The organism is Bacteroides sp. 1_1_14, assembly GCF_000162515.1.
Classification (GTDB): Bacteria; Bacteroidota; Bacteroidia; order Bacteroidales; family Bacteroidaceae; genus Bacteroides; species Bacteroides thetaiotaomicron.
Window position 1 is genome coordinate 134,263 of the sequence record NZ_GG774704.1, and the last position, 23,508, is coordinate 157,770.

The 23,508-nt window shown below is 43.9% G+C and carries 12 protein-coding genes; all 12 read left to right on the top strand.

Features of this window, described 5'->3' with window-relative positions; translation table 11 throughout:
- The first annotated feature begins 5 nt into the window (after positions 1–5).
- Positions 6–2,108: a ComEC/Rec2 family competence protein gene (locus HMPREF9007_RS17100; protein WP_008760867.1), complete on the top strand. Its 2,103-nt coding sequence runs from the start codon at positions 6–8 to the stop codon at positions 2,106–2,108.
- Between the two features lie 45 nt (positions 2,109–2,153).
- Positions 2,154–3,191: a DHH family phosphoesterase gene (locus HMPREF9007_RS17095; RefSeq protein WP_008760868.1), complete on the top strand. Its 1,038-nt coding sequence runs from the start codon at positions 2,154–2,156 to the stop codon at positions 3,189–3,191.
- A gap of 118 nt (positions 3,192–3,309) precedes the next feature.
- Positions 3,310–3,954: a DUF4827 domain-containing protein gene (locus tag HMPREF9007_RS17090; RefSeq protein WP_008760869.1), complete on the top strand. Its 645-nt coding sequence runs from the start codon at positions 3,310–3,312 to the stop codon at positions 3,952–3,954.
- 29 nt (positions 3,955–3,983) lie between these two features.
- The gene (gene glmM / locus HMPREF9007_RS17085) at positions 3,984–5,372 is read left to right on the top strand and encodes a phosphoglucosamine mutase (RefSeq protein WP_008760870.1); all 1,389 of its coding nucleotides are present in this window, start codon (positions 3,984–3,986) and stop codon (positions 5,370–5,372) included.
- 197 nt (positions 5,373–5,569) lie between these two features.
- Positions 5,570–9,544, top strand: a complete 3,975-nt coding sequence (locus tag HMPREF9007_RS17080; protein ID WP_008760871.1) for a two-component regulator propeller domain-containing protein — start codon at positions 5,570–5,572, stop codon at positions 9,542–9,544.
- 296 nt (positions 9,545–9,840) lie between these two features.
- Positions 9,841–12,984 carry a TonB-dependent receptor gene (locus HMPREF9007_RS17075; protein ID WP_008760872.1) on the top strand — a complete coding sequence of 1,048 codons (3,144 nt, stop codon included), beginning with the start codon at positions 9,841–9,843 and terminating at the stop codon, positions 12,982–12,984.
- 21 nt (positions 12,985–13,005) lie between these two features.
- On the top strand, positions 13,006–14,667 hold the full coding sequence (locus HMPREF9007_RS17070) for a RagB/SusD family nutrient uptake outer membrane protein (protein ID WP_346962710.1): 1,662 nt from the start codon (positions 13,006–13,008) through the stop codon (positions 14,665–14,667).
- Entirely contained in the window at positions 14,660–14,941 is a 282-nt protein-coding gene (locus HMPREF9007_RS28060; RefSeq protein WP_254306571.1) for a RagB/SusD family nutrient uptake outer membrane protein, read from the top strand. Before HMPREF9007_RS17070 ends, HMPREF9007_RS28060 begins: the two co-directional genes overlap by 8 nt.
- A 37-nt stretch (positions 14,942–14,978) precedes the next feature.
- Complete coding sequence (locus tag HMPREF9007_RS17065; RefSeq protein WP_008760873.1) at positions 14,979–16,334, top strand: basic secretory protein-like protein; 1,356 nt, start codon at positions 14,979–14,981, stop codon at positions 16,332–16,334.
- A gap of 24 nt (positions 16,335–16,358) precedes the next feature.
- Positions 16,359–17,714 carry a hypothetical protein gene (locus HMPREF9007_RS17060; RefSeq protein WP_277754639.1) on the top strand — a complete coding sequence of 452 codons (1,356 nt, stop codon included), beginning with the start codon at positions 16,359–16,361 and terminating at the stop codon, positions 17,712–17,714.
- A 78-nt stretch (positions 17,715–17,792) separates the two neighbouring features.
- Entirely contained in the window at positions 17,793–19,184 is a 1,392-nt protein-coding gene (locus HMPREF9007_RS17055) for an alpha-L-fucosidase (protein WP_008764196.1), read from the top strand.
- A 304-nt stretch (positions 19,185–19,488) separates the two neighbouring features.
- Positions 19,489–23,436, top strand: coding sequence for a helix-turn-helix domain-containing protein (locus tag HMPREF9007_RS17050; RefSeq protein WP_032850267.1), 3,948 nt, complete (start codon positions 19,489–19,491; stop codon positions 23,434–23,436).
- Positions 23,437–23,508: the final 72 nt, after the last annotated feature.

Genomic DNA, 23,508 nt, shown 5'->3' on the forward strand with positions numbered 1-23,508 from the left:
ACACATTGAATACTGCCTCTTTACATCAGTATCCTTATATACGCCTGATTATCCCGTGGATAGCAGGCGTTTTTTGTGGAGATTGGTTCTTTGATCAATCGACGGAACTGTTTTGGAGTATTCTGAACTTTGGTCTCTTTGCCGGACTGTGCATTGCCCTCTATTTTCTGAAACGGCGTTCACTTCGGTGGTGTTTTGGAATATCTGTCTTTGCACTTTGTTTCGCAGGCGGGTGGCTAGGCATTACTTGTCAATTAAAACAAACGGTATATGACTTTCCGGAGAAGGAAGCGGTTTATCGGGTACGACTAACGGATACTCCGGAGACTAAAGAACGGACGTTGCTCTGTAGGGTATTGCTTAAAGAGCTGCGAGATTCGTCAGGGGTATGTCCGATAGGGCGAAAGGCTATTCTTTATTTGCAGAAAGATTCATTGTTTACTTTATTGAAACTGGGGGATAAACAATTAAAGATAGGAGATGAACTGCTGGTATCTGCCCGCATTGCTCCACCCGCTAACGGAGGAAACTTTGATGAGTTTGACTATGCCCGCTATTTGATGCGTCATGGCATTAGTGGAACGGGGTACGTAGCATCCGGGAAATGGGCGTTATGGTCACCATCTATCAGGTATACTGCGATGTTTTGTCAGGAAAAGGTGATAAACCTTTATCGGAAGCTGGGATTTGAAGGAGATGAACTGGCTGTGCTTTCAGCGTTGACCGTGGGTGAGAAGACCGATTTAAGTGACTCTATCCGTGAAAGTTATTCAGTATCCGGTGCCAGTCATGTCTTGGCTCTATCCGGCCTGCATATAGGGCTTTTGTATGCTTTGCTTTTCCTCCTTTTGAAACCTCTAGCAAGGAAGTGGCAGGCAGGGCGATATTTCCGTTCCGTTCTGCTCCTTGTTTTATTATGGTCTTTTGCCTTTTTTACCGGTCTGTCGCCGTCTGTCGTCCGTTCGGTAAGTATGTTCTCGGTTTTGGCAATAGCGGAACTGTTCGGACGCCAATCATTGACTCTGAATACACTGGCTGCTACCGCATGGGTAATGCTGTTGGTCAATCCGGCTTGGTTGTTCGATGTTGGTTTTCAATTATCTTTTCTAGCTGTACTTTCTATTTTGATGATTCAGAAACCGGTCTATCAGTTGTTGCCTGTGAAGAGCAGGATAGGAAAATATGTTTGGGGATTGATGAGTGTATCGATAGCTGCGCAAATAGGAACTGCTCCGCTTGTAATGCTGTATTTCTCCCATTTCTCCACTCATTTTCTGCTGACTAATTTAGTAGTCATACCTTTGGTGACTGTAACTTTGTATGCTGCCGTTCTTATGCTTCTTCTGACTCCACTGCCTGCCGTTCAGTTTGTTATGGCGGGAGCAGTCAGATTCCTGTTGAAAGTGCTGAATGATTTTGTCCGGTGGGTTGAGCAACTTCCTTATGCTTCCTTGGATGGTATCTGGCTTTATCGTCTGGAGGTGTTGGGCATCTACATTTTCTTGTTGCTTTTCCTTTATTATTTGAAGACCCGAAGGTTCAGGAATCTTGTTGTTTGCTTTTCCTGCCTGTTGTGTCTGGGCATTTATCACACGGTCATGCGCTGGTATGACCGTCCTTGTCCGAGCCTTGTATTTTACAATGTCCGTGGTTGTCCGGCGATTCATTGTATTGCTGAGGATGGGACTTCTTGGCTGAACTATGCCGATACCCTTTCTGATAAGCGCCGTTTGCAGGCTGTAGCGGCTAATTATTGGAGACGTCATCAACTTCTGCCTCCAATAGAAGTAACGGCTGATTGTCAGAACGTTGACTTCTGTCGTCATCAGCAGATTGTATTTTATCATGGCTGCCGTATTTGTATGGTGACCGATAATCGATGGCGGAACAAATCTGCCGCTTCGCCGTTATTTATTAATTATATGTACTTATGCAAAGGCTATAACGGTCGTCTGGAAGAACTTACCGGACTCTTTTCTCCATCTTGTATCCTGTTGGATGCTTCCCTTTCCGATGATCGCAAACAGTTCTTTCGGGAGGAATGTAAGAGACTGCATCTGCATTTTATCACTCTGTCTGAAGAAGGTTCTGTGCGGTTTTTGCTCTAAGTACGAAGAATTATCGTACATTTGCAACTCGAAAAAGAATATGGTATGTTGACTAAAGTAATAGAACAGGCAAAAATCGACCACTTTACCAAGTGGTTTGAGCGCGCTGACAAAATAGTAATCGTTTCTCATGTGTCGCCCGACGGCGATGCTATCGGCTCTTCACTGGGGCTTTATCACTTCCTGGATTCACAGGAGAAGACAGTAAATGTAATTGTTCCTAACGCTTTCCCCGATTTCCTCCGCTGGATGCCGGGCAGCAAGGATATCCTTTTGTATGACCGCTATAAGGACTTTGCGGACAAATTGATTGCCGAAGCTGATGTGATTTGCTGTCTGGACTTTAATGCCTTAAAGCGTATTGATGAGATGGCGGATGCCGTGGCAGCTTCTCCGGCACGCAAAGTGATGATCGACCACCATCTTTATCCTGAAGAATTCTGTAAGATCACCATGTCTTATCCTAAAATATCTTCTACTTCCGAACTGATATTCCGTCTGATTTGTCGTATGGGCTACTTCAGTGATATTTCAAAGGAAGGAGCAGAATGTATCTATACCGGTATGATGACGGATACAGGTGGCTTTACCTACAATTCCAACAATCGTGAGATTTATTTTATCATCAGCGAACTCCTTTCCAAAGGGATTGATAAAGATGATATCTACCGTAAAGTATACAATACATATTCAGAGAGCCGCCTGCGTCTGATGGGGTATGTGTTGTCAAATATGGTGGTTTATTCAGATTACAATGCCGCATTGATATCGCTGACAAAGGAAGAACAAAGTAAGTTTGACTATATAAAAGGTGACAGCGAAGGGTTTGTGAATATTCCCCTTACCATTAAGAACGTATGTTTTTCCTGTTTCTTGCGGGAAGATACGGAAAAGCCGATGATTAAGATTTCGCTCCGTTCGGTCGGTACTTTCCCATGCAATCAGCTTGCAGCCGAATTCTTTAACGGAGGCGGTCATCTGAATGCTTCGGGCGGTGAATTTTTCGGAACGATAGAGGAGGCGAAAGCCGTTTTCGAACAGGCACTGGAGAAATATAAACCTTTGTTGACAGCCAAAAGCTAAGAATGGAAGGTTAAAAGTAGACAGAGAAAGGTTAAAAGTTACCAACTTTCAACTTTCCCCTTTCATCTTTCAATGAATTTGAGATACATTTGTGCAGAATATAGCTAAATAACAGATAATGAAGAAACTTGTATTTTTATTTCTCTCTTTGTTGGCAGCCGGAGGTATATTCCAGGCGTGCGACGATTCAAAGACTTATGCTGAAATGTTGGAGGACGAAAAGAATGCGGTGAATAAATTCATCAAAGATAAAAGAATCCAGATCATTTCACAGGACGAATTTGAGAAGAATGATACTGTCACCGATTTGATCCGGAACGAATACGTTGCCCTCTCCGATGGTGTATATATGCAGATTGTAGATCGTGGAAGTGCCGAGAACAAAACGGATACTTTTGCTAACAACAATGAAATCTGCGTCCGTTATATCGAAGAAGATATAATGACACGCGACACTACCTGTTTCAATGTTTTCCTCGAAGAGTGGGGAGATGCAAATCAGCTTTACACGAATCCTGCTGTATTCCGTTATGTAGCCGAAGGCAGCTATGTGTACGGTACTTTCATACAAATGGACTATTATTGGGCAAGTTATTATCAATCAACAGCAGTACCTGCAGGCTGGCTGCTTGCACTACCTTTTGTGCGCAACTATGCCCATGTACGTTTGATCGTTCCTTCCAAGGTAGGACATTCATCAGCACAACAATACGTCAATCCATACTATTATGATATTTGGACATTCAGCAAAGCACTGAATTAACCCCCATATAAATCTTAGTTAAAAGACCTATGACTCTAATCAAATCTATCTCTGGAATCCGCGGAACTATTGGCGGAGGAGCGGGTGAGGGACTAAATCCGCTTGACATTGTAAAATTCACCTCGGCTTATGCTACTTTGATTCGTAAGACCTGTAAGGCACAAAGCAACAAAATTGTAGTGGGACGCGACGCCCGCATCTCAGGTGAAATGGTAAAAAACGTAGTTGTCGGCACACTGATGGGAATGGGCTGGGATGTTGTAGACATCGATCTGGCTTCTACCCCGACTACCGAGCTGGCTGTGACGATGGAAGGCGCCTGTGGCGGTATCATCCTGACAGCTTCTCACAACCCCAAACAGTGGAACGCACTGAAACTACTCAATGAACATGGAGAATTCCTGAATGCGGAAGAAGGCAATGAAGTACTTCGTATTGCTGAGGCTGAGGAATTCGACTATGCCGATGTAGACCACTTGGGCTCTTATCGCAAAGACCTGACTTACAATCAAAAACATATTGATAGCGTACTGGCTCTCGACCTGGTAGATGTGGAAGCTATCAAGAAAGCGAATTTCCGTGTAGCTATCGACTGTGTAAACTCTGTAGGAGGTATTATCCTTCCGGAACTTCTGGAACGTCTGGGTGTGAAACATGTAGAGAAACTCTATTGCGAACCTACCGGAAACTTCCAGCACAACCCCGAACCACTTGAAAAGAACCTGGGTGACATCATGAACCTGATGAAAGGTGGAAAAGCGGATGTTGCATTTGTTGTAGACCCGGATGTTGACCGTTTGGCTATGATCTGCGAGAACGGTGTCATGTACGGTGAAGAATATACATTGGTTACTGTAGCTGATTATGTATTGAAGCATACTCCGGGCAATACGGTTTCTAATTTGAGCTCTACCCGTGCTTTGCGTGATGTAACCCGCAAATACGGTATGGAATATAGCGCCTCTGCTGTAGGAGAAGTAAATGTAGTCACCAAGATGAAAGCAACGAATGCTGTAATTGGCGGTGAAGGAAACGGTGGAGTGATCTATCCTGCCAGCCATTACGGACGTGACGCTTTGGTAGGTATCGCTTTATTCCTCAGCCATCTGGCTCACGAAGGGAAGAAGGTGAGCGAGCTTCGTGCTACTTATCCTCCTTATTTCATAGCCAAGAATCGGGTAGATCTGACACCGGAAATCGATGTGGATGCTATCCTGGCTAAAGTAAAGGAAATCTATAAGAACGAGGAAATCAATGACATCGACGGTGTGAAGATTGACTTCGCTGATAAGTGGGTGCACCTGCGCAAGAGCAATACGGAACCGATTATTCGTGTGTACAGCGAGGCTTCGACCATGGAAGCTGCTGAAGAGATCGGTCAGAAAATTATGGATGTAATCAATGAACTAGCCAAGTAACAGCAATCAACTAGCTTTGAGCATAATAAGAGAGGGAGGACTAATAAACGAGTCCTCCCTCTCTTATTATGCCTTTCTGAGATACCTATTTGTTAATGTTAGGTTTGTAACCGCTGAAGGCGAAAAAAACTTTTGGTAATTTGCTACCGAAAATATACCTTTGTGCATATTATTATCTGATTACTTTCCAAAATGCTATGAGAATACGCCTGATTCTAGTTTTTATCACATTGATTTGTCCATTGATTAGCATAGCTGACAATGTAAAGGATGCCTATCTTTTCCAAAAGGTGGACTACCAGCAGGGATTGTCCAATAGCGCTGTACTTTGTCTTTTTCAGGATAATGAGGGATTGATGTGGTTTGGTACCTATGATGGGGTAAATTGTTACGATGGGAAAAGTATGGAAGTGTTTCGTTCAGACTTTTCGGAACAAAAGACGCTGAGCAATAACATTATTCATTCTATTCAGCAGGCAGACAGCAGTTGCTTATGGATAACTACACATTTGGGAGCCAATCGTTTTTCGAAGGATTCACGGCAGGTAATCTGCAATTACGAATTTGACACTGATTTCGTGATTCATTCCAACCATGCAGGTAATACATGGGCGTTGAGTTATGACTGGATTGCCTATTACAATACCCACCATCGCCGTTTTGTGCGGATTCCGATGCCCGATATTAAAATGCTGAAAGTAGATGTTCGCGCGTTTGTTACCGACGAAGGTGAATTATACCTTTTCCCTTATGAAAGCGGTGACCTGTATCGTTTCTCTTTAAACTCTTTCGATCAGGATACCTTGTCTACGCGTCTCACTACTACTCCCTCACATTTTCACTCCAAGCAGATACAGTATGTCTGCTATCAGAATGGTGTATTCTGTTTCTATGATTCGGATTATGATCTTTTTGTGTATGATATATCAAGAAAGTCTAAGATTTACATCCGTAACATTGGTGAGATGGTTCATAAATATGGGCAAATAACGGGAATTGTACCTTTCTATGAGGATATTGTTATCGCATTCCAGACGAATGGTCTGATTCGCTTGCGTCTTTCTCAAAAGTATGCAGAGGAGATTATCGATCAGAATATGCGTATCTATGGTATTTATAATGACTCCCGGCAAGGGGTACTGTGGGTAGGAACCGACGGGCAAGGAGCCATTATGTATTCCAAGAAGTATTCTATTGCCACTAATCTGATGTTAAACAGTTTCTCACCTAATTTGACCCGTCAGGTAAGGTCGATAATGACCGACAAATACGGGGGACTTTGGTTTGGAACAAAGGGAGACGGGCTGCTGCATGTGAAAAACTATCGGGACGGGGTACACGCATCCAACACAGAGGTTTACTCGCTGGATAAAAAGCAGAATGCGATGTCGTATGTCAAGCAGAACAGGGAATTTCAGGTATACTCCATGTTGGAGAGCCGTTATAGGAATGGATTCTGGGTTGGAACCGGCTCTTCGGGCTTGTGCTATTATTCTTTTGATAATGGAAAGTTGCATGAACTTTCAAATAGGGAAACAGGAACTGGAGGAGAAGTGGCAGAAGTGCATTCCATCTTTGAGGAAAGTGACAGTGTCCTTTATCTGGCGACTTCGGGTAAAGGTTTTTATAAAGTAATAGTAGATAACAGTAAGCAGGACGTTCAAATCAAATCGTGGAAGAATTATCGTTTTTACCATGAGCAACAAGAGCTTAACCTCTTTTATAGTATGGTGCCACAAGGAGATTCCCTGTTGTGGCTGGGAAGCAGGCAAAAGGGATTGATACGTTTTGACCGGAAAACGGAAGAGTATCAGATCTATTCCCTGAATGAGATTCTGCATAAATCTGTTGACGATATTCTCTGTTTGCACTGGCATGGAGAGCAATTGTATGTGGGCACTACCTCCGGCTTGGTGCGCGTTACTTTTAAAGAACGCAAACTGGAAGCGGATTATATCGGTCGTGAACAAGGGTTGCTTAATGACATGATTCATAGTATTCTGGAAGATGCCAACGGGCTGCTGTGGCTGGGTACGAATCGCGGACTGATCAAATTCAATCCGGAAAATTCATTTTCTCATGCCTATTATTACAGCGGAGGCATTCAGATAGGAGAGTTTAGCGATGATGCATATTACCGTTGTCCATATACCGGTTGTCTTTTCTTCGGAGGAATCGACGGATTGCTCTACCTTGATAAGAAGGTGTCGGCAGCACCGGAATATTATCCGGAAATATTATTGCGTAAGCTGATCATAGAAAAGACATTTGTCAATTTGCAAGACCATTATTTGCCGGACAGGAAAGGGCTGCGGATGCAGGGAGCCAATCTTTCGTTTTCTTTATTCTTTGTAGTACCTGATTATGCCAGTGGTGGCGATGTGGAATACTCGTATATGCTCGAAGGTTATGATAAGGACTGGGGAGCTTTCAGCAGTGTGAATGAAGCATCCTATTTCAGCGTCCCGTCCGGAGATTATCTGTTTAAGGTTCGCTATAAGAAAGATGTGTTTGCTACGGAATACAAGACCTTCACGATTCCCGTGCACATTCTGCCCCCTTGGTATCGCACAGTGTATGCGTACATTATTTATATACTATTGGGTATCGTATTGGCAATGTATGTGATTCATCTTTTCCGCAAGTATTTTCGTCATGAACGGATGATGAAGAAACTACTGGAGTCGGAAAATCGAAATATATCTCTGGCGGCGGATAGTTATCAGGCGCGTGAGGTGCTCAATACTTGTACTCTCATTTATCAGGCTTGTGATCAGCTAAACGACAAGAATATCTCCTCTGAAGGACATGCAGAGAAAATAGGTCAGATTCGTGAATCTGTGATGTCCTTGCTCTTTGGGTGTGGGTTGGGTGATGAATGTTTTCGTTTGTTGTCGTCGCTGCATTTTTCGGTTTCGGGGCGTTTGTCTCTTTTGAAGTTGGCGGAAGAGGTGCTTCAAGTACTTGAAAAAGAAGGCCATGATGTCTCTTCGATACAGTTAGACATTCCGGAAAATTTCACTTATCCCGCCTATAAGAATGCGTTACGTTGTATCCTTTATTTCAGTTACCTTTATATTTCCAGTTGTAAGACAGAGAAGGTATCAGTGACGGTGACAGAAGAAGCAGGTTGTATGATGCTGACATTTGTTTCTCCGGATGAAACAGTGAAAGGATTGAATGATGTATTGTCCGGAGAAGAACTCTTGTCTATCAGGGCGAAAGATTCGGATGATATGTTCAGGATACGGACCATGCAACGTTTCGTGTTTTCTGCATTGAAGCAGCAGAATAGTGTGATGCGCTATATAACCCCTGTAGGGCAGGATAATCAGTTGACTATCACATTCGATCCGGTTGTTGTGGCAGAGCAGAATGAAGTGAGAAAAACAGTTTTGTTGTTGGAAGACAGGGAAGAGATCGTCTGGTTGATCAGTGCGTTACTTTCCGATGAGTATGAAGTCCGTTCAGTGCGGAGTGTGCAGTTGGCATTTGACGAGATGCATAAGTCCGCACCGACTTTATTTCTGGTGGATATGCTTATGTATGCCGATGCGGAAAGTACCTTTATAAAGTATGTCAATAAGAATCGTTCTATGTTGTCGAAGACAGCGTTTATTCCGATGTTGACATGGAAAGTCAGTGCGTCTATGCAGCGGGAGTTGATTCTATGGGCAGATTCTTATATTGTTCTTCCTTATGATATACCATTCCTGAAAGAAACGATCCATAAAGTGATTTATGGCAAGCGGGAAGCCAGACAGATTTATATGGAAGACCTGGAAGGCTGGGCAGATTCTATTGTTTGTACCACTACGGAACAGGCGGATTTTGTCAGGAAGTTCTTGCAGGTCGTGGAGCAGAATCTGGATCGTGAAGATTTGGGCTCCACGTTTGTGGCAGAACAAATGTTGATGAGTTCCCGTCAGTTCTACCGGAGGTTTAAGGAGATTTCGGGTATGTCACCCAGCGATTTGATTAAAGATTACCGGATGGAGAAGGCCGCCCGTTTGTTGCAGAACGAGGAACTGTCTATTCAGGATGTAATTTCCGATGTAGGTATATCCAGTCGTGCTTACTTCTACAAAGAGTTTACCCGTAAGTTTGGCGTAACTCCTAAGGTATATAGAGAGAAGCTTTTAGGGAATGACACTCATAAAAATCAGGAGTGAACAGCCAGGAAGCGGTCTGGTATTAGTTGCCAAGAAATAAATTCCCATGCTGATCTGTGCTGCTTTTTAAGGTTGGTCTCCTTTGTACTCTCTTTTGTTTTCCATTATTTATTATTCTGATATATAGGGTGTTATCCAGTACTCTATTTTACCATCTGTACTTTAAACAGACATTTTTTCTCTTCTCTGTTTTTTGGCGCACAGGAGTATCTCATTTCTTTGGTTATTCCTTTAATTTGCGTCAACGTATTAAACGTATTTGGTAACCTTATTATTATTAATTAAAAACAAGTAGTATGAATTTGTTTGGAATGAAAAAACATCGCATCAGGTCATTATGGCTACTGCTATTGTTACTTACGTGTAGTGTAACAGTATGGGCGCAAGGAAGTTCCGTCACAGGCCGTGTCTCTGATGAAAAAGGAGAACTGCTCATAGGGGTGAGTGTTCAGGAAAAAGGTACAACGAATGGTACCATTACCGATATGAATGGTCAGTATACCTTGAAGCTTTCAACAGGGAATCCTATTCTGCTCATATCTTATATAGGATATAAGCCGCAAGAGGTAAAGGTAGCAAAGCAAAAAATCGTAGATGTCGTTTTGGTGGAAGATGTGTCGTCACTGGATGAAGTGGTAGTAGTGGGTTACGGCAATCAGCGTAAAGTATCCGTGGTAGGCGCTCAGTCTACGATGGATGTGAAAGACATTAAGATGCCTGCTGCAAGTCTGTCTTCTGCTATTTCCGGACGCATTGCCGGGGTGGTTGCCGTTCAGCGTAGCGGCGAACCCGGTCACGATGAATCGGATATCTGGATTCGTGGTTTATCTTCCTTGCTCGGACAGAGTTCCAGTCCCCTTGTGCTCGTTGATGGGGTAGAACGTAGTTTCAACAATATCGACCCTGAAGATATCGAATCGTTTACAGTGCTGAAAGACGCTTCCGCAACTGCAGTATATGGTGTACGTGGTGCCAACGGAGTCGTGATTGTGAAAACCAAACCCGGTAAAGTAGGCAAACCGCAGTTTAGTGTGGACTATTACGAAAGTTTTACCCGCCTGACCAAGAAAGTAGATATGGCAGATGCCTACACTTACATGGATGCACGCAACGAGGCGCAGATGAATACAAGCGGTACACTTAAATATTCGGCTGCTTATATTGAAGCGACAAAGAAGGCCAACGGTTTATTGCCGAATGACAATCCCCGATTGTATAATCCTTACCTGTATCCGGCCATCGACTGGGCAGATAACCTGTTCAATGACTGGGGACACAACCGTCGCGGGAATATTAATATCCGTGGTGGTGTACCTAATGCAAACTATTATGCTTCATTGAGTTACTACGGAGAAACCGGTATGACCCGCAACTTCAAGCTGGAGAACTACAATACTCAGATGAAGTATGACCGTTATAACTTCACCTCCAACCTGAATCTGAAGCCGACTTCCAAGACGACGGTTGATCTGGGTTTTTCCGGTTATCTGGGACAGGGACACTATCCGCAGAGCAGCACCAGTTCGCTGTACGCAGCCTGTATGGATGTGAATCCGGTTATTTATCCTTTGTTGCTGCCCAACGGTACCGTGTCCGGTATCAACTCACAGCAAAAGTTCAACCCTTACGGTCTGCTGGCTCGCGGAGGTTATTATGATGAATTTTCCAGCCAGTTAAATTCTAATATCCGCGTGAAGCAGGACTTGGATTTCTGGAAGTGGAGCAAAGGACTTTCCGCTTCTGCCATGGTAGCTTTCGATACTTACAATTCACGTAAGAGAAAGTATAACCGGAATGAACCGATGTACACCTTTGCCGGTAAAACGGATGAAAACGGAATCTGGATAGAAGACACCTTGTTTGATGAAGAAACAGGCGATTACCTCTACTCGGTGCTGAAAGAAGCGGATGGTAGCCTGTCACTTCAGACACCGGAGCAATGGAGCAGCCGCACGGTGTATACAGAAGCATCCTTGAACTATGATCGTAGTTTCGGTGCTCATCGGGTAGGAGGTCTGTTGCTTTACAATCAGAAAGTATATTGGGATTTGAATGCGACGGATGTCATTGGCGGTATGCCTTACAAGCAACGCGGTTTTGCCGGACGTGCTACTTATTCATGGAACGACCGTTACTTCGCAGAATTCAATCTCGGTATCAATGGTTCGGAGAACTTCAGTCCGGGCAAGCGTTATGGTGTCTTCCCTGCTTTTGGTCTGGGATGGGCAGTCTCCAATGAATCTTTCTGGAATCCGGTCCGCAAATACATTTCCTTCCTCAAATTCCGCTATACGGACGGATGGGTCGGCAGTGATACCGCAACAGGCAGACGCTTCATGTATCAGGGGGTGTTCACCGGTCTGACAGGAACCATGTTCGGAACCAATTATACAAGTGCCAACGGTTATGGAGAAGAAAAGTATGGTGTGAATGTCACTTGGTCTAAATCCAGAAAGCAAGACTTGGGTATCGATATCAAGTTCCTGAATGATAATCTGTCCTTTGTAGTCGACTTTTTCAAGGAACGTCGCGACAACATCTTCCTGCAACGCAGTACAATCCCCAGCTACGCCGGATGGATCGAAAACCCTTATGCTAATCTGGGTGTCGTAGAAAATAAAGGTATAGAGCTGGCGATGGACTATACACAACGGCTGGGTAAGAAGACATTCCTTACGGTACGTGGCAATCTGACTTTCAATAAAGACAAGATTATAGAGAACGACGAACCGCCGGTAGACTATCCTTGGATGGAGACACGCGGTACGAATGTAAATGCGACTTGGGGATTCATAGCCGATGGGCTCTTTACCAGTCAGGCGGAGATTGAAGACCATGCTACCCAGTTCGGGACAGTACATGTAGGCGATATCAAATACCGTGACTTGAACGGAGACGGGGTGATCGACAACTATGACAAGACCGTCATCGGACGCGGTGATGTCCCCAGAATCTATTACGGATTCGGTGCTGACCTACAGATCGGAGACTTTTCTATCAGCGCCCTGTTTCAGGGAACCGGACAGGCCGACCGCTATCTGGACGGCATTTGTATCAAGCCTTTCTGGGATGACGAAGGCCGTGACAATGTCTTTGCCAACATCCACGACCGCTGGAGTCCCGACGATCCGACCAATCAAGATGTGTTCTATCCGCGCATGTATGTCGGCAGTGACGCCAACACGAATAATGTTCAGAAAAGTTCGTGGTGGGTGAAAGACGTCAGCTTCCTGCGTCTGAAGCAACTGAACATATCCTATAATATACCGAAAAAGCTGCTGGACAGATGTTTCCTCAAAAGTGCAAGCGTCTACCTCATGGGTACGAATCTGCTTACCTTCTCTAACTTCAAGCTGTGGGATCCGGAGCTGAACTCAAGTAATGGAACAGCTTATCCGAATGTATCCAGCTATTCGGTCGGAGTCAAGTTTAGTTTTTAACCCTAAAGTCAAATAATCGTTATGAAGAATAGAATAAAACAATACCTGTTGGCTGCATCGATGTGTGTCGGACTGACTGCTTGCAGTGATTTCTTTGAACCGATTCCCGGTGTGCAGTTTGGACTGGACGAAACGTTTGCCTCCAAGCAAAGGACGGAAGAATATCTGAACAATGTATACAGCTACGTGCGTGAAGTGACAGATGCCATTCATCCGAACACCTACGGAGGTATCTTTACGGAAGCATCGTTGGACGGAGCAAACCGCTGGAACAAAACGTATGCGGAATGGACCAACGGCTCCTTTAACTCCGCTTCAGCTCAGGCAAGTGAATACTTTTCAAAGTACTATCAGGCAATAGCCAAAGCAAGTACGTTCATCCAGAACGTAGATAAATGTACAGAAGCCGCCGCCTCTACACGTGGAAAGTGGAAATCGGAAGCACGTGCATTGCGGGCATACTATTATTTTGAATTGCTGCGCCTTTACGGTCCCATTCCGTTGATTGGCGAAGATCCCATTCCTTTGGACGCTTCCTTGGAAGAACTGATTAAAGAACGTAATTCGGTAGATGAATGCGTAAACTTCATTGCTACGGAATTGCAGAGCGCCATTGATTCCGGCGATTTGCTCCAGAGAGCCGGAAAGGCAAACCTGGGACGTATGGATGTCGCCACTTGTATGGCACTCAAGGCAAAGCTGTACCTCTATTGGGCAAGTCCGCTTTTCAACGGAAATACGGATCAGGCGTCAGTCAAGAATAAAGACGGCAAACAACTTTTCCCTCAGACCGAAGATAACTCCAAATGGGCTCAGGCACGCGATGCATATGAACGGTTTATGACCTTCGCAACCGGACAGGGATACAAGCTGACCGAGGTCTATACGAATGGAAAACTAGACCCTTATGCTTCGTGCAGGGCTGCGGGCGAGTTTTTCACCACAACCTGGGAAGCTGTTGATGAACTGATTTTTGTGAAACTGAGAGATTTGTACGACTATACCTACTGGGTATGCCCTAAGTTTACCGACTTCCAGGATACCGATGTGACTGGCGGCGGTGGCTATTATACAACACAGGAAACGGTAGACCTGTTCTTTACGAAAGACGGACTGACCATCGAAGAAGATCCCGGCTATGACAAATTCGAGGGCATACCGAGCGCCAACAACTTCACATCCGGAAGATATTATGACCCCAATAACCCTTCCCGTCTTTACTTTGACGCCGATAAGTCCAAAGTGCTGAAACAGTGGAAAGACCGTGAACCGCGCTTTTATGTGAATATTACCTATAGCGGCTCTATCTGGCTGAACGAAGGTAAGTACAATGAGGAAATGCGCACAGACTTCACCAACGGTGCAAACGGAACCTGCGGCAAGTCCAAAGCCTCCGGCGACTGTCCGGATTCGGGATACTTGATCCGTCGGGGTGCGAAAGCTTCTAACAACAACGGCTCGAAACACTTCTCTCCGGTACTTCGTCTGGCAGATATGTATTTGGGATATGCCGAAGCACTTTGTATGTGCAGCGATCTCGACAATGCCCTGACTTATCTGAATAAAATCCGTGTCCGTGCAGGCATCCCCGAATATACATTTACCGCAACAGCCGGCAAAAATAACCTGTCCGAAGACACAGACCGATCTGCTGAATCGTATCCGCCGCGAACGTTTGGTTGAACTAGTCTTCGAATGGAACCGCTATTTCGATGTGCGTCGCTGGAAAGTGGCGGAAGGACAGAATGATCCCGAACATTGGATCTATCCGGCATATCACACCGGAGGCGAAGGAGGCAAAGTATACGGTATGAATATGGACAAGGATTATCCGGCATTCTTCGAAAGGACCTCTTTTGAGACTCGTGTAGCATTTACGAAAAAGCAATATTTCATGCCGATACCTTATGATGACCTCCGTCGTATCCCGTCACTGGTACAAAACTTAGGATGGTAATACGATATTCGAACAATAACGCTTAAACAAGAAGATTATGAAACATTGGAAAGATATAGCTTTCGGGTTGTTTGTCTCACTGACACTGGCTGCCTGCTACGGTGAGGAAGACAGCTTCGCAACTCCTGACATCTATAAAGATTATCAGCCTGTACTGAAAGACGGGAATACCGTAGCCGGATATGCGGCTGCCCCTCTCAAAGAGGCGAAATATGATGAGGTGCTGAATGAACTTTACCTCACGTGGGACGGCAGTAACTCTGGCTGGGAAAAGAGAGATGAATATGTGGGAGTGGAAGTAGAATTCAACTCCCTGCTCTCCGGCAAAAAGATAAAGCGCGTCATGATCCCGAATGTCGGTGATTTTGGCAACCTGACTGTGAAAAGGCGGGATTATGGCAACGAGCCGACCACTCTGCGTCTGAGTAAATATCGTACAGTAGTGGTTACAGACCGTTACGGTGTAGAGGAACTTCGTTTCCGTTCTATCTACAAAGATGCCGACGGTGCCCGGCAGACAAGTGACTGGACGAATCTGAGCGATCAGGCGGATAAGTATGAACTTCAAGTGGATATGAACTATGCTGCCTGGCAGTATTTTAAAACCAGCCAGGCGACACAAGTTCAGATTTCCTTTGAGAGTGATTCGGAGATACGTCCCGTTTCTGCATTGTATAATCTGATAGGTAACGGAGATGAGGCTGCTACTCAGGAAGAGTTCCGGAAATGGTATTATATGGATTGTGCGGCTATGTCATTCGACCCCTATAATCTGGCTTTCGACCCTTACAGCAAACTGCGTGTCTTTATCAAGAAAGACCAGACCGGAGGAGCGTATGCGATAGATTACCCCACCCATAACGAAGGAAGAGGTATTGTTTATCCGGCTTCGGAAAGCAATCCGAACGATGCGTGGTGGAAACTGCCGGACATGCAGCATGTGTTTATGCACGAGATGGGACACTGCGTGCAGTGGATGCCCAAACAAGGAAAATATATCATGGAAGGTGTGCAGGATTGTGACCGACAGGGGTATCAGGAAGGATGGCCGGACGCTGTGAAAGTAGCGAGCAAAGGATATATTCTGGCTACGCAAAAAGAAGAGTATCAGGCCGCTATCGCCAAGTCTTACCGGAATCCGCAGAGTGATAAATACTTTGTCTGGCAGGTTGACTATAATACTTCCGGTGCTTTTATGAGCTGGCTGCGTCTTTATAATGGCGACTTCGTGCGTATGTTGCCGTGGACGGTGCTGATGGACGAACTGACCAACCAGTGGAGCCTGGAGGATGCGGTGAAGTATATCCTGAAGGAGAGCTACCCGGACCTTACGATGGAAGAACTCTGGAACGAATACAAGACAGAGGTGGAAGTGTTCCTGCAAAATAACTAATAGAGCAACCTTTAAAAAACAACTATGATGAAGAAAGTATTATTTGCATTAGCTGTGCTGTGCACGAGCTTTTGGAGTTGCAATACCTTGGATTTGAATGACGTGGGTTACGGAGATGGTGACCGTCTGAAGGCTTCCTCCGTTAAAGAAATATTGTATGGCACAGCCGATGGCTGTTGGAAAGCTGACTATCAGGGGCACGAGTTTTACTTCCAGTTTCATGAAGACGGAACAGTGACACTGGATTCGGACTTTCTGGAGATGGCGGTAGAAGGAAAAACATCATTCTCTGCCAAAGGCAAGGAAGTGGCACTGGATATTGAGAATTGCGATGTCCATCTGCAAAACCTGGGTAGTGAATTTGCAGATACCAAGTTTGTCGTATCAGAGATTCCGGCAGAAGGAGAGGCACCACAGCTGAACTTATACGGTGAATCTACCGGCAATACCATTGAACTGCAGCCGACTACACAGGCATACATCGATGGTAAAGTTGCTTCAAAAGTGGACTTTACCGAACTCTTTGAGAAAAACTTATTGGATAATCAGTCCATCTGTGACGCTTCCGGCAATTTGATCGGTTATTATGGCTTGGTACTGAATGGTGTCAATGATCTTTCTGTCAAGGTAATAACGATTGAAAACAAGGATGGAAGCGATGCGAACGGCCATACGCAATATTATGAATCTAAACTGACGAAAGAAGGGCAAATCTTCAAACTGGACACGCCGGTAGAACAGATTAAATCGGTGAACGGAGCCACTTATGCCTTCAAAGCCATTGATTGCACCGGTGATGCGGTGGCGGTAGACGGTATGTCAAATGTAACCCTGACCTCCAACAAGGGAGCGGTCAATGACTTCGACTATGTGACTTCCGGAGGAAAATTCACACTCGGAAAAGCGCAGGATCATGGTGCCGCTTGCGATGAAATATGGGCGGGAACAGGCGGACAGGCTACAAGCTCCGGTGGAACAATCGCCGATATAAATGCCATGAGCTATGATTTCGGATGGAGTGGAAGCGCGAAGCAAAGACCGCTCGTTATCTGGACATGGTGGTTTGCAAACCTCGCTTTCCCGAGCAGTGAAGAAGGAGCAAGCATCCTGATGAATAATTCCGATAAAGACCGTGTCTTGTTTAAGAACATATCCGGCAGCGGACAGACTTGCGGCGGCGGTACTCTTAACGCGACTGAAGTAGCTGAGATAAATGCCTACTGTAAAGACCTGATAGATACCTGGTTCAATGAGAAAGGGCTTTTTGTTGTTCGTCACGACCGTCAGAGTGCAGGAGATAAATTCTACATCTATCTTTTGTGTCCCGATACGGAAGCCACTTCGAAAGGTGGAATGTGGATGAAGTATCAGAGAGACTGAGAATGAATGTGAATAAGATAGTATAAGCTAATGATGCTAACGTACTTAACTAATTAATAATTAATAAATGAATAGATGATGAAAAGACTGTTTTTACTGATGATCCTGGGTGTAACTTCGGTGTTATGCCTGAATGCTCAAACTAAGTCGTTGCACCAGCTGCAACAGGAATTCGTTGATTTACGCTGTGGTATGTTCATTCATTTCAACATGCCGACCTTCTTTAATGAGGACTGGCCGGACCCGGATGCTGCTCCCGAGCTTTTCAACCCTGTCAGGATGGACTGCAAACAATGGGCAAAAGCGGCAAAATCAGCCAACATGACCTACGGATGTCTGACAACGAAACATCATAGCGGTTTCTGTATATGGGATACTAAAACGACCGATTATAGTGTAATGAGCAGCCCGTTCAAACGTGACGTGGTAAAAGAATATGCCGACGCATTCCGTGCCGAAGGGATGAAAGTGATGCTCTATTATTCGATCCTCGATACGCATGCCCGCCTGCGTCCCAAGTGTATAACTCCGCAGCATATCGAAATGATCAAGGAGCAACTTCGCGAACTGTTGACCAACTATGGTGAAATAACAGCTTTGATCATTGACGGTTGGGATGCCCCGTGGTCACGTATCTCTTACGATGACGTACCTTTTGAAGATATTTATCGTCTGGTCAAATCAATCCAGCCCAACTGTCTGGTGATGGATTTGAATGCAGCGAAATATCCTGCCGAGGCTTTGTTTTACACGGACATCAAGTCTTACGAACAAGGAGCCGGACAGCATATCTCGAAAGATACCAACCGTCTGCCTGCCTTGTCTTGCCTGCCGTTACAGCAGAACTGGTTCTGGAAAGAAAGTTTCCCGACTACCCCTGTGAAGTCTCCGGCACAAATGGTCAATGATAATATCATCCCGATGGGCAAATCCTACTGTAACTTTATCCTGAACGTAGCTCCCAACAGAGACGGCTTGATGGATGCCAACGCCTTGAAAGCTCTGAAGGAAATAGGTAAACTGTGGAAGAACGACGGTCGTGTAGCAACGGTTCCCGAAGCGGATGCTCCTATTATATCTTCCAACATTGCCAAATATCAGCCTGCCGAAGGTACATGGAGCAGTGACTATGCTATCATGGACTTTGCCAATGACGATGATTTCGGGACCTGCTGGAATTCTAATCCTGAAGTGAAAGTGCCCTGGTATTCGGTTACTTTTGAGCGCGAGAAATCTTTCAATATGGTGGTTATTACGGATCGTAACAATGACCGTTTGCAGGAATACCGTCTGGAATACCGTGCGGGTGGTACATGGAAACCCCTTTACGAAGGTAAGGCTCCTACCGGTCTGCGTGTGAAAATCCACCGTTTCGATACGGTTTGGGGAGATGCGGTACGAATGACTGTCTTAAACTCTAATGGTACTACCTCCATTGCAGAGTTCGGGGTATATTGTGAGAGAAGATGATGAATTTATCTTAGAGTTAAATCATTGATTTTATATAGAATCACCATCAGGTAAAGTCGTGTTTTTTGATGGTGATTCTATTTCATCCAACTCTTTATCGTACGTCCGTACTTCCCTTTTTGTGGGAATTGCGTGTAGAATAATATTTGGATTTAGGCCAAACATTTGTATCAGCTTTCTAATGGTCTATCCGATGGCTTTTGTTACTTTTCTTACTTATTAATGTCTCATTTATATTATATTTAGTATATTTGTTCCCGCTTTATCTAATAAGACATGAACAATAACACTTGCTATTAATATAATGAGAAGATGTCTGATATTATGCCTTTTTACATTTATTGGTTCGTTGGTCTGTTGGGCTGATGCGGGTAAAGATGCTTATCTTTTTCGGAAAGTCGATTATCAACAAGGGCTTTCTAATAGTGCTGTGCTTTGCCTCTATCAGGATAAAGCAGGGCTGATGTGGTTTGGCACTTATGATGGCGTGAATTGTTATGATGGGAAAGGTATCGAGGTCTTTCGTTCTGATTTCTCAATGAAAAAGACGTTGAGTAACAATGTCATTCATTCTATTCAGCAGGCAGATAGCAGTTGTTTGTGGATTACTACACATTTGGGAGTTAATCGTTTTTCGCAAGATTCGCGTCAGGTAGTGGGATATTATGATTTTACAGGTGATTATTATCTGCATTCCAATCCGAAAGGAGATACTTGGGTAGTAAGCGATGAAGGAATCTTTTATTATAATACTTATCATAAAAAGTTTGTCCATCTCAAAAATATAGAGACTCCTGTCGAGAATATGGATCAGCGTGCTTTTGTCACGGATGATGGTGTCTTATGGACTTTTCCACGGAATACAGGTAGTCTGATTCAATGTTCATTAGATGGCTTTGACCGGGATACATTGTCTGTCCATCCTACTGTTTCATCTTCTGATTTTCATGCAAAACCTATCGATAATGTATTTTATCAGAATGGCATTCTCTGTTTTGTGGATGCAGAGCGGGATCTTTATGTATATGATATTTCCAGAAGGTCTAAAATCTATATTCGTAACCTTTCTTCGTTGGTGCAACGATATGGGAAAGTTGTGGGAATTGTTCCTTTTTATGAAGACATTATAATTGCTTTTCAAACCAATGGTTTAGTACGTTTGCGCACCTCGAAAAAATATGAAGAAGAAGTGGTGGACCGTAATGTACGTATATATGATATTTTCCGCGATCCTCATCAGAATATTCTTTGGGTAGCTTCTGATGGGCAGGGAGCTGTCATGTACGCTAAGAAGTACTCGATAGCCACTAATCTGATGCTTAGCAAACTATCATCCAATCTAAGTCGGCAGGTACGTTCTGTCATGACAGACAAATATGGCGGATTATGGTTTGGTACGAAAGGAGATGGACTTTTGCATGTACATGATTATGAAGGTGGTATGGATGCTTCTGCTACTACAGTTTACTCTCCAGTAGGCAGGCAGGATGCCTCATCTTATACCCGTTGGAATAGAGAGTTTCAAGCATACTCATTAAAACAAAGCCGTTATATGGATGGCTTTTGGGTAGGATCGGGTAATCCCGGACTGTTTTATTATTCTTTTGCAGATAAAGCCTTGCATTGTGTTGAGGATAAGTCTGCAGATCCTGTTATCGAAATACATGATATCTATGAAGAGAATGACAGCGTACTCTATGCGGTTACGGCTGGGGTCGGATTTCGTAAATTGATATTGGAGAGGAAACAAGGGGAGATTCACCTCAAATCGCAAAAGCGTTATCATTTCTTTTATGAACAAAAAGAGATAACCATGTTTTATCCTATGTTAGCTGAAGGAGATTCCATTCTTTGGTTGGGAAGCCGGGAAAAAGGGTTAATTCGATTTGATAAACAGACAGAAGAATATAAAGTCATTTCTTTGAAAGAAATATTGCATAAATCTGTTGATGATGTACTTAGCCTGCATCGTGCTAAAGATGGTAGGATGTATGTAGGAACAACATCGGGACTAGTGTGTTTGACCTTTAATAAGGAACAAATCAGTGCCTCCTATATCGGTAGAGAACAAGGGTTGCTTAATGATATGATTCATGGCATATTGGAGGATGCAAATGGTTTTTTATGGCTTGGCACTAATCGTGGACTTATTAAATATAATCCCAAAAACACTTCTTCGCATGCTTATTATTATGCCGCCGGTGTGCAGGTGGGCGAGTTTAGTGATGATGCCTATTATCAATGTCCTTATACCGGACGTCTTTTCTTTGGAGGCATTGACGGTTTGCTTTATCTGGATAAGGAAGTGGCGACAGCTCCGGAATTCTATCCGAACATATTATTGCGTAAGCTAATGATTGGACGTAAGGAGGTTAATCTGGGGGATTATTATACCGATGGTGGCAAAGCGTTAAGTTTTAAAGGAGCGAAGGCTTCTTTTTCCCTTTCTTTTGTTGTTCCAGACTTTCTTACTGGAGGTGATGTGGAGTACTCCTATATGCTGGACGGATTTGATAAAGACTGGACCTCGTTTAGTAGTATAAATGAAGCATCGTATCTAGAAATACCTTCGGGTAGCTATGTTTTAAAGGTCCGTTATAAGAAAGATGTATTTAATACGGAATATAAGGTATTTTCTATCCCTTTGTACATTCTTCCGCCTTGGTATCTTTCTACGGTAGCCTATGTCATTTACTTGCTGTTTTTCATATTAATAGCCGGTTATCTGATTCATTTATTAAGAAAATATTTTCTCCAGAAGCGTATGATGCAGCGGCTGTTGACAGCAGAAAGCAATGAAGCTCTACCGGAGTCCGCCAGTCTTAATCGTGAGTTACTGAATCGTTTTACGTCCATTTATCGCTCTTGTGATCAGTTGCGTGCGGAAAATCTCCCTTATGAACAGCGTCTCAGAATTATGGAGCAGGTACACGAGACGGTTATTGCAACTCTTTTCCGTTCGGGAACTTTGGCTGTAGAGGAACTTAAGTCATTTTTCCCTACGGAATATGCGATTACTGGTTGTATGTGCATGAAAGAGCTCTCTATAGAAGTCTTGCATGTGTTGGAAGGACAGGGCGTTGATATATCTTCTGTAAAACTTGCTATACCAGAACACTTTGTTTATCCTGTTTATAAGAATGCTTTACGCTGTATGCTCTATTGGTGTTACCTTTATATTGGCGGAGTAAAACATAAGTCGGATATTGTAGTGGATGTAAAGGAAGAGGAAGGACGGATGTTGCTGCAGTTCTCTACTGTAGATGATACTCTGAAGGAATTATATAAGCAACTTTCCGGTTCGGAAGAAGAGGGAAGAAGAGATAGTAAGGAAACAGAAGAGGCGATAACTACCCGCCAATTACTGTTTTCTGTGCAAGCGGCTTTGAGACAGCTAAATGTCACGCTTCACTATGCCGACAGAGAAAAGGATCATTTATTGACGTTAGCCTTTGAACCGGCTATCATCAAGGAGACTGAAGAGCATGGGAAGAAAACGGTTCTTCTGCTGGAGGATAGGGATGAAATGGTATGGCTGATAAGTGATCTCTTAGCAGATGAATTTGTTGTTTGTCCGGTGAAAAGTGTACAACTTGCATTTGAAGAAATACGTAGATCGGCTCCTGCTTTGTTACTAGTTGATATGTTGATGTATGCAAAAGCAGAGAGTGACTTCCTAGAATATGTGAATAAGAATCGTACTCAACTTTCGAAAACGGCATTTATTCCAATGTTAAGTTGGAAAGTAAGTTCGTCCATTCAGCGTGAATTGATTATGTGGGCTGATTCATATATTGTACTTCCTTATGATATTATATTTTTGAAAGAAGCCGTCAATAAAGCTATTTACGGTACTCGGGAGGCAAAGCAGATTTATATGGAAGAGCTTGGTGACTGGGCCGGACGCATTGTTTGTACTACAGAAGAACAGGCGGACTTTATCCGGAAACTGTTGCAAGTGATAGAACAAAATCTTGACCAGGAAGAATTGGGATCAACCTTAATTGCCGACCGTATGGCGATGAGTCCGCGTCAATTCTATCGCAAGTTTAAAGAAATATCCAATGCGGCTCCCAGTGACTTGATAAAGAGTTATCGGATGGAGAAGGCTGCACGATTGTTGCAGAATGAAGAACTTTCTATTCAGGATGTTATCGCTGAAGTTGGTATTTCCAGCCGTTCCTATTTTTATAAAGAGTTTACCCGCCGATTCGGAATGACGCCGAAAGATTATCGGGAGCAACTCCGATAATGCTATCTCCACTATCTTATTCTTTACTAATTGAGTTTTATGGATGTATTACCCGAATCCTTAGACCAGTAA